The sequence below is a fragment of the Promicromonospora sp. NPDC050880 genome, assembly GCF_044456525.1.
GTDB lineage: Bacteria > Actinomycetota > Actinomycetes > Actinomycetales > Cellulomonadaceae > Promicromonospora.
This window is the reverse complement of sequence record NZ_JBITFV010000006.1, coordinates 14,231-28,979: the sequence shown is the minus strand read 5'-3', so window position 1 is coordinate 28,979 and position 14,749 is coordinate 14,231. Positions and strand designations below refer to the sequence as shown.

14 protein-coding genes are annotated in these 14,749 nt (G+C 71.8%); 10 read left to right on the top strand and 4 right to left on the bottom strand.

Features of this window, described 5'->3' with window-relative positions; genetic code table 11:
• Window positions 1-31 precede the first annotated feature (31 nt).
• From ACIBBF_RS12405 to ACIBBF_RS12365, 9 genes are all read left to right on the top strand, one after another.
• Window positions 32-793 (top strand): YebC/PmpR family DNA-binding transcriptional regulator, encoded by a 762-nt coding sequence (locus tag ACIBBF_RS12405; RefSeq protein WP_397413524.1) that lies wholly within the window; start codon window positions 32-34, stop codon window positions 791-793.
• A gap of 45 nt (window positions 794-838) precedes the next feature.
• A complete protein-coding gene (gene ruvC, locus ACIBBF_RS12400) occupies window positions 839-1,405 on the top strand; it encodes a crossover junction endodeoxyribonuclease RuvC (RefSeq protein ID WP_397413523.1) in 567 nt (188 codons plus the stop codon).
• A 109-nt stretch (window positions 1,406-1,514) separates the two neighbouring features.
• A complete protein-coding gene (gene ruvA, locus ACIBBF_RS12395) occupies window positions 1,515-2,141 on the top strand; it encodes a Holliday junction branch migration protein RuvA (RefSeq protein WP_397413522.1) in 627 nt (208 codons plus the stop codon).
• Window positions 2,134-3,225, top strand: a complete 1,092-nt coding sequence (ruvB, locus tag ACIBBF_RS12390; protein WP_397413521.1) for a Holliday junction branch migration DNA helicase RuvB — start codon at window positions 2,134-2,136, stop codon at window positions 3,223-3,225. Before ruvA ends, ruvB begins: the two co-directional genes overlap by 8 nt.
• A gap of 138 nt (window positions 3,226-3,363) precedes the next feature.
• On the top strand, window positions 3,364-3,807 hold the full coding sequence (gene yajC / locus ACIBBF_RS12385) for a preprotein translocase subunit YajC (RefSeq protein WP_397413520.1): 444 nt from the start codon (window positions 3,364-3,366) through the stop codon (window positions 3,805-3,807).
• 81 nt (window positions 3,808-3,888) lie between these two features.
• Entirely contained in the window at window positions 3,889-5,763 is a 1,875-nt protein-coding gene (gene secD, locus ACIBBF_RS12380) for a protein translocase subunit SecD (protein WP_397413519.1), read from the top strand.
• On the top strand, window positions 5,763-6,854 hold the full coding sequence (gene secF / locus ACIBBF_RS12375) for a protein translocase subunit SecF (RefSeq protein WP_397413518.1): 1,092 nt from the start codon (window positions 5,763-5,765) through the stop codon (window positions 6,852-6,854). The genes secD and secF overlap by 1 nt, the downstream gene beginning before the upstream one ends.
• Before the next feature lie 23 nt (window positions 6,855-6,877).
• Window positions 6,878-7,450: an adenine phosphoribosyltransferase gene (locus tag ACIBBF_RS12370; protein WP_397413944.1), complete on the top strand. Its 573-nt coding sequence runs from the start codon at window positions 6,878-6,880 to the stop codon at window positions 7,448-7,450.
• Between the two features lie 76 nt (window positions 7,451-7,526).
• Window positions 7,527-9,860: a RelA/SpoT family protein gene (locus ACIBBF_RS12365; protein ID WP_397413517.1), complete on the top strand. Its 2,334-nt coding sequence runs from the start codon at window positions 7,527-7,529 to the stop codon at window positions 9,858-9,860.
• Between the two features lie 65 nt (window positions 9,861-9,925).
• Here the strand turns inward: ACIBBF_RS12365 and rox are convergent, their stop codons facing one another.
• The 3 genes from rox to ACIBBF_RS12350 form a co-directional block, all read right to left on the bottom strand.
• Window positions 9,926-11,359 carry a rifampin monooxygenase gene (gene rox, locus ACIBBF_RS12360; RefSeq protein WP_397413516.1) on the bottom strand — a complete coding sequence of 478 codons (1,434 nt, stop codon included), beginning with the start codon at window positions 11,357-11,359 and terminating at the stop codon, window positions 9,926-9,928.
• Window positions 11,360-11,478: 119 nt separating this feature from the next.
• Window positions 11,479-12,636: an ATP-dependent DNA ligase gene (locus ACIBBF_RS12355; protein ID WP_397413515.1), complete on the bottom strand. Its 1,158-nt coding sequence runs from the start codon at window positions 12,634-12,636 to the stop codon at window positions 11,479-11,481.
• A 15-nt stretch (window positions 12,637-12,651) separates the two neighbouring features.
• A complete protein-coding gene (locus tag ACIBBF_RS12350) occupies window positions 12,652-13,215 on the bottom strand; it encodes a dihydrofolate reductase family protein (RefSeq protein WP_397413514.1) in 564 nt (187 codons plus the stop codon).
• Window positions 13,216-13,328: 113 nt separating this feature from the next.
• On the opposite strand from ACIBBF_RS12350, the gene ACIBBF_RS12345 reads away from it, so the two are divergent.
• Entirely contained in the window at window positions 13,329-13,598 is a 270-nt protein-coding gene (locus tag ACIBBF_RS12345; RefSeq protein ID WP_397413513.1) for a Rho termination factor N-terminal domain-containing protein, read from the top strand.
• Window positions 13,599-13,654: 56 nt separating this feature from the next.
• Here ACIBBF_RS12345 and ACIBBF_RS12340 read toward each other — a convergent pair whose 3' ends face one another.
• Complete coding sequence (locus ACIBBF_RS12340) at window positions 13,655-14,746, bottom strand: DNA polymerase domain-containing protein (RefSeq protein WP_397413512.1); 1,092 nt, start codon at window positions 14,744-14,746, stop codon at window positions 13,655-13,657.
• Between the last annotated feature and the right edge of the window lie 3 nt (window positions 14,747-14,749).

Below are 14,749 nucleotides of genomic sequence, written 5' to 3'. Positions count from 1 at the left end.
TCACCGTAAACGCAAGGAGTCAGGTAAAGGCATGTCAGGTCACTCCAAGTGGGCCACGACCAAGCACAAGAAGGCCGCGATCGACGCCAAGCGCGGCAAGCTCTTCGCCAAGCTGATCAAGAACATCGAGGTCGCGGCGCGCACGGGCGGCGGCGATCTCGCCGGTAACCCGACGCTGTTCGACGCGGTCCAGAAGGCGAAGAAGTCGTCGGTCCCCAACGACAACATCGACCGTGCGGTCAAGCGCGGCTCCGGCGAGGGCGCCGACGCCGTCGACTACCAGACGATCATGTACGAGGGCTACGGCACCAACGGCATCGCCGTCCTCGTCGAGTGCCTCACCGACAACAAGAACCGCGCCGCCTCCGAGGTGCGCCTGGCGTTCTCCCGCAACGGCGGCAACCTTGCCGACCCGGGCTCGGTGTCGTACCTGTTCTCCCGCAAGGGCCTGGTCGTGGTGCCCAAGGCCGACGGCGTCACGGAGGACGACGTGATGCTGGCCGCCCTCGACGCGGGCGCCGAGGAGGTCACCGACCAGGGCGAGGTCATCGAGGTGCTCAGCGAGGCCACCGACCTGGTGCAGGTGCGCACGGCCATCCAGGAGGCGGGTATCGAGTACGACTCCGCCGACGTGATCTTCCACCCCTCCATGCAGGTCGAGGTGGACGTCGAGGGCGCCCGCAAGATCATGCGCCTCATCGACGCGCTCGAGGACAGCGACGACGTGCAGAACGTCTACGCCAACTTCGACGCGAGCGACGAGGTCATGGCGGCCCTCGACGACGAGGAGTAGGCGAGCCTGCCGGGCCCCCGGGGGCGCGCGTGAGAGGGTTCCTCCGTGCGCGTTCTCGGTGTTGACCCCGGTCTGACCAGGTGCGGCGTCGGTGTCGTCGACTCGCTGCCGGGTCGCCGGGCCCGGATGGTCGCGGTCGGGGTGATCCGCTCCGACGCGGACCTGTCCACCGATCTGCGGCTGCTGAAGGTGGCCGAAGGCCTGGACGCGTGGCTCGACGAGCACGTCCCCGACGTCGTGGCCGTCGAGCGGGTCTTCGCCCAGCACAACGTCGGCACGGTGATGGGGACCGCCCAGGCGGCGGGCCTGGCCATGGTGGCCGCGGCCCGCCGCGGCGTGCCCGTCGCGCTGCACACGCCGTCCGAGGTGAAGGCCGCGGTGACCGGCTCGGGCCGCGCCGACAAGGCGCAGGTGACGACGATGATCACCCGCATCCTCGACCTGGAGGAGGCGCCCCGCCCCGCCGACGCCGCCGACGCCCTCGCGCTCGCCGTCTGCCACCTCTGGCGGCCGTCCGGGGCCCTCCAGGGCGGCGACCGGCACGAGCTCACCCCGGCCCAGCGGGCGTGGGCCGCCGCCGAGCAGGCCGCCCGGCAGCGTCCGCGGCGCTGACCCTTCGGCCTCCCCCCTGCGCCGGCTCCCGGCGGCGTGCCTGCCCGGGAACGCGGCCCCGCGCTTGTTAGGCTCCTCGCACGAACGTTCGATCGTGAAAGGGGAGCCCGTGATCGCCTCGCTGACGGGGACCGTGGCCCACGTGGGCCTGGACCGCGTGGTGGTGGACGTCGGCGGCGTCGGCTACCTGGTGCATGCCACGCCCACCACGCTCGCCGGGCTCCGCGTCGGCGAGACGGCGCGTGTCGCCACGAGCATGGTGGTCCGCGAGGACTCGATGACCCTCTACGGGTTCGGCGACGCCGACGAGCGTGACGTGTTCGAGGCGGTGCAGACGGTCTCCGGCGTCGGCCCGCGCCTGGCGCTCGCGATGCTCGCCGTGCACACCCCGGACGCGCTGCGCCGCGCCGTCGCCACCGAGGACCTCGCCGCGCTGACCCGCGTGCCCGGCATCGGCAGGAAAGGCGCCCAGCGCATCGTGCTGGAGCTCGGCGACCGCCTGGGCCCCGCCTCCGGCAGCGCTCCGGCGGAGGCCGCGACCGCTGCGGCGACGGTCGCCGGCGACCACACCGAGCGGGTCGTCGAGGCACTGACGGGCCTCGGCTGGCCGGCCAAGCAGGCCGACGACGCCGTCGCGAAGGTGCTCGCCGAGGCGGGGGCCGAGGTCGTGGCCGCCGACGAGGTCGCCACCACGCTCCGCGCCGCGCTGCGCCTGCTGGGAGGCCACCGTGGCTGACGTCTCCACCGACACGGGAGGCGCCGGCGGCCGGATCGTCGCGCCCAGCGCCGACGAGGTGGAGCGGGCCGCCGAGGCCGCGCTGCGTCCCAAGCGGCTCGACGACTTCGTGGGCCAGCAGGTGGTGCGCGACCAGCTCTCCCTCGTGCTCCAGGCCGCCCTGGCCCGCGGCAACCCGCCCGACCACGTGCTCCTGTCCGGCCCGCCGGGCCTCGGCAAGACCACGCTGGCCATGATCATCGCGGGCGAGCTGGAGTCGCACCTGCGGCTCACCAGCGGGCCGGCCATCCAGCACGCCGGCGACCTCGCCGCCGTCCTGTCCTCCCTGGAGGAGGGCGACGTGCTGTTCATCGACGAGATCCACCGCCTGGCCCGCCCCGCCGAGGAGCTCCTGTACGTCGCGATGGAGGACTTCCGGGTCGACGTCGTGGTGGGCAAGGGCGCCGGTGCCTCCGCGATCCCGCTGGCGCTGCCGCGGTTCACCGTGGTAGGCGCCACCACCCGGTCCGGCCTGCTGCCCGCCCCGCTGCGCGACCGGTTCGGCTTCACCGGCCACATGGACTACTACTCGGCCGCCGAGCTGGAGCGCGTGATCCTGCGCTCCTCCGGCCTGCTCGGCGTCCACCTGGAGCACGCGGCCGCCCACGAGATCGCCGGCCGCTCCCGCGGCACGCCCCGCATCGCCAACCGGCTGCTGCGCCGCGTGCGCGACTGGGCGCAGGTGCGCGGCGACGGACGCCTCGACCTGCACGCCGCGAAGTCCGCCCTGGAGGTCTACGAGGTGGACCCCATCGGCCTGGACCGCCTCGACCGCGCCGTGCTCACCGCGCTGTGCACGCGGTTCGGCGGCGGGCCCGTGGGCCTGTCCACGCTGGCCATGACCGTGGGCGAGGAGGCGGAGACGGTCGAGACCGTCGCCGAGCCGTACCTCGTGCGCGAAGGGCTCGTGGGGCGCACGCCGCGCGGCCGCGTGGCCACGCTCGCGGCCTGGGAGCACCTGGGGCTGACGCCGCCCGCGCAGCCCGGCGCCGCCGCGGCAGGGGGCACCGCGGCCGAGGACCAGGGAACTTTGCTGGATCCCTGACGTTGTCCCTGTGGCGCCGTCCGCCGCGATCCGAGGATCAGCCCACCGCGCACTACACTGGGTTGGATCCTCGTCGTACCTGTGCGTGACGTGCGTGCGTGGCACACCCGACCCAGCAATCGAACAGGACCATCCACTGTGGACCCCTCATTCCTCATCCTCATCGCGATCCTCCTCGTGGTGATGTTCTTCATGTCCTCCCGTACCCGCAAGCAGCAGCGCGAGGCCGCGGAGTTCCGGAACAACCTCACCGTCGGGACCAAGGTCATGACCGCCTCCGGCATGATCGGCACCGTCATCGACGTCGACGAGTCCACCGACCAGGTGACCATCGAGTCCTTCCCGGGCAGCCCCACCACATGGCTCCGTGCCGCCATCGCGAAGAAGATCGACGAGCCCGTCGCCGAGGACGCGGACGACGACGACGCGGCCGATGAGGCCGACGTCACATCGAACGGCGAAACGGGAAGTACCATCAGCCCGGACGCGAACGACGTTCCCGACGACCTGTCCGGCCTGGACACCGCTCAGCGCGAGTACCGGGAGCAGCAGCGACGGGACGCCGACGCGGACGGCAAGTGACGGCCGCGCCGTCCGGTGACCCCGGACGGCGCCGAACCCGCACCGGACGTACCCCGGCGCGCACACGAGAAGAGACAGACGTTGGCGACTGACACCCGGCGCTCGCGGCCGGTTCGCACGATCGTGCTCCTCACGATCCTGACGATCCTGCTGCCCTTCGGCGCCCTCTTGGCTGGTTGGCAGCTCGACGGCAAGTCGAGCGACAATCCGGACGGCGCGAGCCTCGCACCTGGTCTGGCCCTCGACCTCCAGGGCGGCACCCAGGTCATCCTCAAGGCGGTGACCTCGGACGGCTCCGAGATCACCCCGGAGGCGATGGAAGAGGCCATCGGAGTGATCCGGCAGCGGGTGGACGCCAACGGCGTCACCGAGGCCGAGATCTCCAGCCAGGGCACCGACCAGATCGTGGTCGAGATCCCGGGCGAGGTCGACGACGAGACCGTCGCACTGATCTCCAAGGCCGCCCAGATGAAGTTCCGGCCCGTCCTGACGATCGGCAACCCGACCCCCACGGCGCAGCCCTCGGCCAGCCCGTCCGCGTCCGGCGACGCCGCCGACGAGGAGGCCGCTGACGGCGAGACCGCTCCGGGCGGGTACACCGAGGAGGAGATCGCCGAGCAGGAGGCGGCCGTCGAGGCCGCCACCGACCCGTCGGACCTGGCCCAGATCACGCCGTCGGTGCAGACCGCGTTCGACGAGCTCGACTGCACGGACCCGAAGAACCTGCAGGGCGGCGGTGGCGACCGGCCGGACCTGCCCCTGGTGACGTGTGACCAGACGGGTGTCGCCAAGTACGTGCTGGGCCCCGTCGAGGTGGACGGTACCGACCTCAGCTCGGCGACCTCCGGCCTCATCCCCAACTCGAACGGCACCGTGTCGAACGTGTGGGGCGTCAGCCTCGACCTCAACTCGGACGGCGCCCGGGCGTTCCGGACCACGACCGAGCGCCTCGTCTCCCTGGAGCAGCCGCGCAACCAGTTCGCCATCGTGCTGGACAGCCTGGTCGTCTCGGCGCCGAGCATCAACGAGCCGATCACCAACGGGCAGGCGAGCATCTCGGGCTCCTTCACCCAGAGCTCGGCCGCGACGCTGGCCAACCAGCTCAGCTTCGGCTCGCTGCCGCTGACGTTCGAGGTCGAGGGCCAGAACCAGATCTCGGCCACCCTGGGCTCCGAGCAGCTCCAGCGCGGTCTGTTCGCCGGCCTCATCGGCCTGGCGCTCGTGGTCGTGTACTCGCTGTTCCAGTACCGCACCCTCGGCCTGCTCACCGTCGCCTCGCTGGTCGTGGCCGCCGCCATGACCTACGTGGTGATCGCCCTGCTGAGCTGGGGCATCGGCTACCGCCTGTCCCTGCCGGGTGTCGCGGGTCTGATCGTGGCCATCGGCTTCACCGCGGACTCGTTCATCGTGTACTTCGAACGTATCCGTGACGAGCTACGTGACGGCAGGTCGCTGCGCCTGGCGGTCCAGCGCGGCTGGCTCCGTGCCCGCCGGACGATCTACGCGGCCAAGGCCGTGAACCTGCTGTCCGCCGTGATCCTGTACTTCATGACGGTCGGTGGCGTGCGCGGCTTCGCGTTCACGCTCGGCCTGACCACGATCATCGACGTCATGGTGGTCATCTGGTTCACGCACCCGGTCATGGAGCTGCTCGCCAAGGTGCCGTTCTTCCGGGACGGGCACAAGGCCTCGGGCCTGTCGCCCGACCGGATCGAGGTGACGCCGCGGTACCGGGGCGCCGGCCGGTTCTCCGGCCCCGACGCCGCTCCGGCCGGCGGCACCGACGCCGAGGTACCGGAGCGGGAGCTGGTCACGGCGCAGTCCGTGTCGCCCGCGCCCCGGATGACCGAGGACGGCCGCAGGATGACGATCGCGGAGCGGCGTGCCGCCGAGCGCAAGGCTGCCGCGGGGTCGGTCGAGTCGACCCAGCAGGCTCAGAACGAGGAGAAGCACTGATGGCTGCAGGCGGCTTCGCTCAGTGGGGCAACGACCTCTACACGGGACGCCGGTCGTACCCGATCATCCAGAAGCGCGGCATCTGGTTCTCGATCGTCGGGCTGTTCTCGGTGGCCTCGATCCTCGTGCTGGTCTTCCAGGGCCTGAACCTGGGCATCGACTTCCGCGGCGGGTCCGAGTTCACCGTCTCGGGCGCGTCGACGACGGACGAGGACGTGGCGATCGACGCGGTCGCGACCGTGGCCCCGGGGGAGGAGCCGCACGTCTCCACCGTCGGCGCCTCCGCGGTGCGCGTCCAGGTCTCCGAGCTGGACAGCGAGCAGACCGACCGCGTGGCCGAGGCTCTGGCTGACGCGTACGGCGTCCAGGTGGGTGAGGTCACCTCGAACTTCATCGGCCCCACCTGGGGGCAGTCGGTGAGCCTGCGGGCGCTGTGGGGCACCGTGGCGTTCGTGGCCGCGGCTGCGATCTTCATGGCGATCTACTTCCGGGCGTGGCGCATGTCGGTGGCCGCGATCGTGGCGATGCTCGCCGACGTGCTGGTCTCGGCGGGCGTGTACGCCGCGATCGGCTGGGAGGTCACCCCGTCCACGATCATCGGCTTCCTGACGATCCTCGGCTTCTCGCTGTACGACAAGATGGTCGTCTTCGACAAGGTCCGCGAGAACACGGACCACGTCCTGGAGCAGACCCGCAGCACGTACGGCGAGCGCGCCAACCTTGCGGTGAACCAGACCCTGGTGCGGTCCATCAACACCTCGGTGGTGGCGCTGCTGCCCGTCGCGGGCATCCTCTTCGTCGGCGGGTTCCTCCTGGGGGCCGGCACGCTGAAGGACATCTCGCTGTCGCTGTTCGTCGGTATCGCCGCGGGTGCCCTGTCGTCGCTGTTCCTGGCGACGCCGCTGGACGTGGCGCTCCGTGAGCGTGAGCCCAAGATCGCCGCCCACACCAAGAAGGTCATGGACCTGCGGGCCGGCCTGATCGCCGAGGGCGCGGACGAGAGCGTGCTGGCCGCCGCGGCGTCCGGCTCGGCGCAGCTCGTGCCCGGGCATCACCAGGGGCAGGCCGCTCAGCCCAGGCGGCGCCGGTAGGCTCACGCCTCGTGACAGATGACATGACCGACGTCGCCCTCTCCGGACTGCTGCCGGAGAGGGCGACGCGCGTCCGCGAGCTGATCGCGGACGTCCCTGACTTCCCGTCCCCGGGCATCCTCTTCAAGGACATCACGCCCCTCCTGGCCGACGCCGAGGGGCTGGCCGACGTCGTGGAGGCGTTCACGCGGCTGGCGCTGGCCGACGGCGTCGACGTCGTGGCCGGCATGGAGGCCCGCGGGTTCCTGCTCGGCGCCCCCGTGGCCCATGCGCTCGGCCTCGGCTTCCTGCCCCTGCGCAAGGCCGGCAAGCTCCCGCCGCCCACTCACAGCGTCTCGTACGACCTGGAGTACGGGTCGGCGTCGATCGAGCTGCGGTCGGGAACACTCGACCCCGGTGCGCGTGTTCTCATCATTGACGACGTCCTGGCCACCGGCGGGACCGCGGCGGCCGCGGCACAGCTGGTCGAGAAGTGCGGGGGAGTGGTCGCGGGGCTCGCCTTCCTGCTGGAGCTGGACGCACTCCACGGCCGGGACAGGCTGACCGGGCACAACGTCGATACCCTCCTGCGAGTGGGCACGCCGTCCGACGGATGACCGTGCCGGACGGGGAATAGAGGTCCAGGGCTAGACTGGCGACTCCGGGGTCGGACCCGGGGAAGGAGGCGCGTACATGGCTGAGAACACGGTGTCACGCGCTCCGGTGCCCGAGAAGAACCCGCCGACACCGCCCGGCGGCAACCGGATGCGCAACCGGCTCGCGCGCCTCGGCGTGCGCAACGTCGGGGGCGGGACGCCCGCCGCGATCGAGCCGCTGCTCCAGGCGATCCGCAGCAACCACCCCAAGTCCGACGTCGCGCTCATCGAGCGGGCCTACGTGGTGGCCGAGAAGGCCCACCGCGGGCAGATGCGCAAGAGCGGCGACCCGTACATCACGCACCCGGTCGCCGTCTCCACGATCCTCGCGGAGCTCGGCTTCGAGGGCACGACGATCGCGGCGGCGCTGCTGCACGACACGGTGGAGGACACCGACTACGCCCTGGAGACGCTGCGCGCCGACTTCGGGGACGACGTCGCGCTGCTGGTGGACGGCGTCACGAAGCTCGACAAGGTCAAGTACGGCGACGCGGCGCAGGCCGAGACCGTGCGCAAGATGGTCGTGGCGATGGCCAAGGACATCCGCGTGCTGGTCATCAAGCTGGCCGACCGGCTGCACAACGCCCGCACCTGGAAGTACGTGCCGTCCAAGTCCGCCGAGCGCAAGGCGCGCGAGACCGTCGAGATCTACGCGCCCCTGGCCCACCGGCTGGGCATGAACACGATCAAGTGGGAGCTGGAGGACCTCTCCTTCCAGACCCTGTACCCCAAGGTGTACGACGAGATCGTGCACCTGGTGGCCGAGCGGGCCCCGGCACGCGAGGAGTACCTCGGCGTGGTCAAGGGCCAGATCGAGTCCGACCTGCGCAGCGCGAAGATCAAGGCCACCGTGACGGGCCGGCCGAAGCACTACTACTCGATCTACCAGAAGATGATCGTGCGCGGGCACGACTTCGCGGAGATCTACGACCTGGTCGGCACGCGCGTCCTCGTGGACACCGTGCGCGACTGCTACGCGGCGCTCGGCGCCATGCACGCGCGGTGGAACCCGGTCCCGGGCCGGTTCAAGGACTACATCGCGATGCCGAAGTTCAACATGTACCAGTCGCTGCACACGACGGTGATCGGCCCGGGTGGCAAGCCCGTCGAGATCCAGATCCGCACGCACGACATGCACCGCCGCGCCGAGTACGGCGTCGCCGCGCACTGGAAGTACAAGGAGAAGACGCCGGCGGGCGGCGCCGACCCGAAGAACCAGGACATGGCCTGGCTGCGCCAGCTCGTGGACTGGCAGCGCGAGACCGCCGACCCGGCCGAGTTCCTCGACTCGCTGCGCTTCGAGATCGGCGGCGACGAGGTCTACGTCTTCACGCCCAAGGGCCAGGCGATGGCCCTGCCGGGCGGCGCGACGCCGGTCGACTTCGCCTACGCGGTGCACACCGAGGTGGGTCACCGCACCATGGGCGCCCGCGTGAACGGCCGCCTGGTGCCGCTGGACTCGCCGCTGGAGAACGGCGACGTCGTCGACATCCTCACCTCCAAGTCCGAGACGGCGGGGCCCAGCCGCGACTGGCTCGGGTTCGTGAAGTCGCCGCGTGCCCGCAACAAGATCCGGCAGTGGTTCACCAAGGAGCGCCGCGAGGAGGCCGTCGAGACCGGCAAGGACTCGATCGCCAAGGCGATGCGCAAGCAGGGCCTGCCGATCCAGCGCCTCATGTCGCACGAGGCCCTGGTCGGGGTCGCGAACGAGATGAACTACCAGGACGTGTCCGCGCTGTACGCGGCCGTCGGCGAGGGCCAGATCTCGTCCGCCCACGTGGTCGAGAAGCTGGTCCGGGCGCTCGGCGGCGCGGACGGCGCGGAGGAGGACGTCGCCGAGGCAGCCCGGCCGGGCGGCCTCACGGCGCGCCGCGTGCGCTCGGGCGACCCGGGCGTCGTGCTCAAGGGGTCCGAGTCCTCGGACGTCTGGGTCAAGCTCGCCAAGTGCTGCACCCCGGTGCCGGGTGACGACATCGTCGGGTTCGTCACCCGCGGCCAGGGCGTCAGCGTGCACCGCACCGACTGCGTCAACCTGGACGGCTTGCGCAAGCAGCCGGAGCGACTCGTCGAGGTGGAGTGGACGCAGGGCGCCAACACGATGTTCCTGGTGCAGATCCAGGTCGAGGCGCTGGACCGCTCGCGGCTCCTCTCGGACGTCACGCGCGTCCTGTCCGAGAACCACGTCAACATCCTGTCGGCGTTCGTCTCGACGTCGGACGACCGGCTGGCGGTCTCGCGGTTCATCTTCGAGATGGCCGAGCCGGCCCACCTGGCCACGGTCCTGTCGGCGGTCCGCAAGGTCGAGGGAGTGTTCGACGTGCACCGCATCACGGGCACGAAGCCGGTCGAACGCCCGCAGCTCCCGGTCTAGTCCCACGCTGTTGAGTGCGGGACATTCGCCCTTCTGGCACACAGAAAAGGGCGAATGTCCCGCACTCAACGAGCGGTGGGGCGGCCGAACCAGTGGGTCAGGGACGTCTCCAGGGACGGTCTCGCCGCGCCGGTCCAGATGACATGGCCGTCCGGTCGCAGCAGCGCGGCCGGGACGTCGGGCCCGGCGGCGCCCCGGTCGGCGACGTGGTCCACGCGGCCGGCCCAGCCTGCGACGGACAGCTCGCCGGTCCGGTCGAGCAGCAGCCCGCGGCCGGCGTGCATCCGGTCGTAGAGACGGCCGGTCGTCAGGTCGACGTCGCGCAGGCGGCGCCCCAGCAGGTCGGGCCCCTCCCCGACGTCGTACCGGATCCTGGTCGCGGTGATCTTCTCGATCAGGAAGCGGTTCACGTCGTCGAGATCCATGAGCTGCGCCAGCAGCCGGCGGACCGCCTGCGGGCCGGGCGCCGGTGACAGGAGCTCGGCCTGGGCGCGGGTCGTGTCGAGCACGTCTGCCGCCACCGGGTGCCGTTCGGCGTCGTAGGTGTCGAGCAGGTGGTCCGGTGCCCAGCCGTTCACCTGGGCGGCCAGTTTCCAGCCGAGGTTGAAGGCGTCCTGGATGCCCAGGTTGAGGCCCTGACCGCCGAGCGGCGGGTGCACGTGCGCGGCGTCCCCGGCGAGCAGCACCCGTCCGGTCCGGTACCGCTCGGCCTGTCGCGTGGCGTTGCCGAAGCGCGAGAGCCAGCGTGGCGAGTGGACGCCGAAGTCCGTGCCACCGTGCGTCCGGAGCTGGCGTGCGAGCTCGTCGAGGGTCGGGGGCACGGTCCGGTCCGGGGCCAGCCCGTCCGCCGGCACGACCACCCGGAACAGCCCGTCCCCGACGGGACCGGCGCCGAACCCGCGCTGCGTCCTGCGGACCCGTGCCGTCACCTCGGCGACCTCCTCGGGTGGTGCGGTCATCCGGACCTCGCCCAGCAGCCACTCCACGTCGGCCGGCTCGCCCGGAAAACCGACGCCGAGCAGCGTGCGCACGGTGCTGCGGCCACCGTCGCAGCCCACCAGGTACCGGGCGTGCAGCCGGGTGCCGTCGGTCAGCTCGGCGGTGACCCCGGCGTCGTCCTGGTGCAGGCCGGTCAGCTCGGCGCCGCGACGGACCCGGGCGCCCAGCTCCATCGCCCGGTCCGTCAGCAGCCGGTGCACGGCCGGCTGCGGGATGCCGAGGACGAACGGGTAGGTGGTGTCCAGGTCGTCGGGGGCGGGTCGCGTGATACCCGCGAAGTACCCGCTCAGCGGATGCCTGGTGCCCAGAGCGAGGAACCGGTCCAGCAGGCCGCGCTGGTCCATCACCTCGATGCTGCGTGCGTGCAGGCCCAGTGCGCGCACCACCTCGGTGGGGGCGGTGTCGCGCTCCAGCACGAGCACGTCCACCCCGTGCAGGCGCAGCTCCGCCGCCAGCATCATGCCGGTGGGCCCGCCGCCCACCACGATCACGTCGGTCATCGAGCTCCCCCGGTCAGCCTCGTCCCGGCGGGCTGCGGCCCGCCGGCCGACGATTCTGCGGCATGCCCGGGCCCTTGCCGCAAGCCCCCCATGGCGCTATATCTTGAAGGTGGAGGGTCTCAGGCGGTGCCGGGCGCTCCGGGCAGAAGTTCTCCGAGATCGAACCGGACCGGCTCCTCGAGCTGCTCGTAGGTGCACGACGCCGGCTCGCGGTCCGGTCGCCACCGCTTGAACTGGGCGGTGTGCCGGAACCGGCTGCCCTCCATGTGGTCGTAGCCCACCTCGAGCACCCGCTCGGGCCGCAGCGGCGTGAACGACAGGTCCTTGCCCGCGCTCCAGCGGGACTGCGCGCCGGGCAGCCGGTCGCTCGGCTCGCCCGCGGCCGGGTCCGCCCAGCCGTGCCACGGGTGCGCGTCCGCCTCCGGGGTCCCGGGTTCGACGACCAGCGGGGCGAGCTCGGCGACCAGCTCCGCGCGCCGGGCGGCGGAGAACGACGCCGCGACACCGACGAACTGCAGGCGTGGCGCAGGCGCGGCGTCGTCCCACAGGCCGAGCAGGAGCGAGCCCAGCAGCGGCTGCTCCGGCGTCGAGGTCTTGTGCAGCCGGTACCCCGCCAGCACGACGTCGGCCGTGCGCGCATGCTTGATCTTCAGCATGGCGCGCTTGTTGGGCGCGTACGGCCCGTCCGCGGGCTTGGCGACGACGCCGTCCAGGCCGGCGCCCTCGAACGACGCGAACCACTCGGCCGCCACGGTGGCGTCCAGCGTGCGGGGCGTGGCGAACACCAGCGGGCCGGTCAGCCCCAGGCCGTCCAGGGCCTCGAGCCGCTCGGTCAGCGGCCGCTCCATGAGCGAGTCGCCGCCCAGCGCCAGGACGTCGAAGACCACGAGCGCGGCCGGCGTCGTCTCCGCGAGCATCGTCACGCGTGACGCCGCCGGGTGGATCCGCTGCGACAGCAGGTCGAAGTCGAGGTGCGCCGCGCCACCCTCGGGGGCCCGGGCGATGACGATCTCACCGTCGACCACGCACCGCTCCGGCAGCGCCTCGCGCACCGCCGCGACCACGTCCGGGAAGTACCGGTCCATCGGCTTGGCGTTGCGCGAGTCGATCCGCACCTCGTCGCCGTCGCGGTACACGATCGCGCGGAAGCCGTCCCACTTCGGCTCGTAGACGTAGGCGGGTGCGTCGTCGGACCCGGACTGGGCGGGCACCGATGCCACGCTCTTGGCGAGCATCGGCCGGACCGGGGGCTGCACGGGCAGGTGGTCAGTGGTCACGAGGACGAGCCTGCCTCAGCGCGGCGCATACCGCAGGTAGACGCACCCGTCGGAGAACGCCCGGATGTCCGTCAGGCACAGGCCGAGGCGGGCGCCGGGCGGCAGCGCGGGCCGGCCACCACCCACCACCTCGGGGAACACGATGAGGCGGTAGTCGTCGACCAGCCCCTGGCGGATCGCCTCCGCGGCCAGGGTCGGCCCGCCCACGGAGGTGACGCCGGGCCGCTCGTCCGCGATGCGCCGCAGGTCGGCGGGCCGCAGGTCGCGGACGATCCGGGTGCGCTGGGACGTGACGGCCTTCTGCGGCAGCGTCGAGGAGGCCACGAACTTGTCCGCCCGCCGCCAGAGGTCCGCGAACTGTGCGTACACGGGGCTGGCGCCCTGCTGGTCCTGGTACGTCTCCCAGAACACCATGGTGCGGTACATGTCGCGGCCCAGGACGTAGGTGGTGACGTCGGCCTCCATCTCGTTGATGAAGGCGTGCACCTCGTCGGAGGGCATGGCCCAGTCGAACTTTCCCTCGGTGTCGACCGTGTAGCCGTCGGCGGACATGTTCGCCGAGTAGCGCAGAGTTCCCATGGCCCTATCCGACCACGGAGCGGGCCGGAACTCATCGATCCGCGCGGGTGCGAGTCAGCGTGACCTGGGCCATCGTGGAAAGTGAGCAATCGTCCCGAGCGGGAGGTGCAACCATGCCGAAGCGTGATCCCGGACCCAGCGTCAAGGACAAGGAGCTGTACGAGAAGCTCCGCGACGAGGGCAGCTCGAAGGAGAAGTCGGCACGCATCGCGAACGCCGCGGCGGCCTCGTCCCGCAAGAGCGTCGGGCGCAAGGGCGGCAAGGCCGGCGACTACGACGACTGGACGGTCGAGCACCTGCGCAAGAGGGCCGCCGAGATCGGCATCCCCGGCCGCTCGTCGATGCGCAAGGGGGAGCTCATCAAGGCGCTGCGGTCCCACTGAGACCCGGGCGATGAGACCGGGCGAACCGAGACCGGCACGGGACCGGTCCGCGAGGCTCAGTCCGCGGACCGGTCCCGGTCCTTGTCGCGGCTGGGCTGGACCCGCTTGGGCTCGCCCGGCATCTTCGGGTACTCGGGCGGGTAGGGCAGGTCGCCGAGCCCGTCGGCCTCGTCGCGGGCCGCGAGCTCCAGCGCCGCGTCCAGCGAGCAGTCCAGGGCCGGGTCCCGGTCGGCACGGAGCGGCGCGAACAGGTCGCCCCGCTCCGCGAACCGGCCCGGGGCCGTCAGCACGTCGAAGTCGTCCGGGTGCACGTCCGGCACCTCGTCCCAGTCGAGGGGCATCGAGACCGTGGCCCGGGCGTTGGCGCGGATCGAGTACGCCGAGGCGATCGTGCGGTCACGGGCCATCTGGTTGTAGTCCACGAAGATCGCCTCGCCCCGCTCCTCCTTCCACCAGCGCGTGGTCACCCGTCCCGGCAGGCGCCGCTCCAGCTCCCGCCCGACGGCGATCGTGGCGCGCCGGGCCTGCGTGAACGTCCACCGCGGCTCCAGCGGCACGAACACGTGCAGGCCCCGCCCGCCGGAGGTCTTGGGGTACCCCACCAGGTCCAGCTCACCCAGCAGCTCCCGCAGGTGCGGGGCCACCGCGGCGGCGTCGTCGAAGTCCGTGCCCGGCTGGGGGTCCAGGTCGATCCGGAGCTGGTCCACCGCCTCGACGTCGTCCCGCCGCACGGGCCAGGGGTGGAACGTGAGCGTGCCCATGTTGGCCGCCCAGGCCACCACCGCGGGTTCCGTGGGGCACACCTCGTCCGCCGTCCGGCCCGAGGGGAACGCGATCGTCGCGGTCTCCACGTAGTCCGGGGCGCCCTGCGGGATGCGCTTCTGGTAGAAGCCGTCCCCCTTCGGGTCGTTCGGCTTGGGCATGCGGGTGGCCAGGTGCGCGCCCTCGTGCCAGCCCTTGGGCCAGCGCTCCAGCGTGGTGGGCCGGTGCAGCAGCGCACCCGTGATGCCGTCCGCGACGGCGACGAAGTACTCCACGACCTGGAGCTTGGTGATGCCCCGGGGGAAGACGACACGGTCCGGGCTCGTGACGCGCACCGTGCGGCCTGCGACATCGAGCTCCACTGCGGGTGACTTGGATGCGGCCATGAC

Coding starts and splice junctions, on each gene's coding strand:
- ACIBBF_RS12340 (WP_397413512.1), bottom strand. CDS start 14,746: ATGGCCGCATCCAAGTCACCCGCAGTGGAGCTCGATGTCGCAGGCCGC.
- ACIBBF_RS12365 (WP_397413517.1), top strand. CDS start 7,527: ATGGCTGAGAACACGGTGTCACGCGCTCCGGTGCCCGAGAAGAACCCG.
- secF (WP_397413518.1), top strand. CDS start 5,763: ATGGCTGCAGGCGGCTTCGCTCAGTGGGGCAACGACCTCTACACGGGA.
- rox (WP_397413516.1), bottom strand. CDS start 11,359: ATGACCGACGTGATCGTGGTGGGCGGCGGGCCCACCGGCATGATGCTG.
- ACIBBF_RS12345 (WP_397413513.1), top strand. CDS start 13,329: ATGCCGAAGCGTGATCCCGGACCCAGCGTCAAGGACAAGGAGCTGTAC.
- ACIBBF_RS12350 (WP_397413514.1), bottom strand. CDS start 13,215: ATGGGAACTCTGCGCTACTCGGCGAACATGTCCGCCGACGGCTACACG.
- ACIBBF_RS12405 (WP_397413524.1), top strand. CDS start 32: ATGTCAGGTCACTCCAAGTGGGCCACGACCAAGCACAAGAAGGCCGCG.
- ACIBBF_RS12370 (WP_397413944.1), top strand. CDS start 6,878: ATGACCGACGTCGCCCTCTCCGGACTGCTGCCGGAGAGGGCGACGCGC.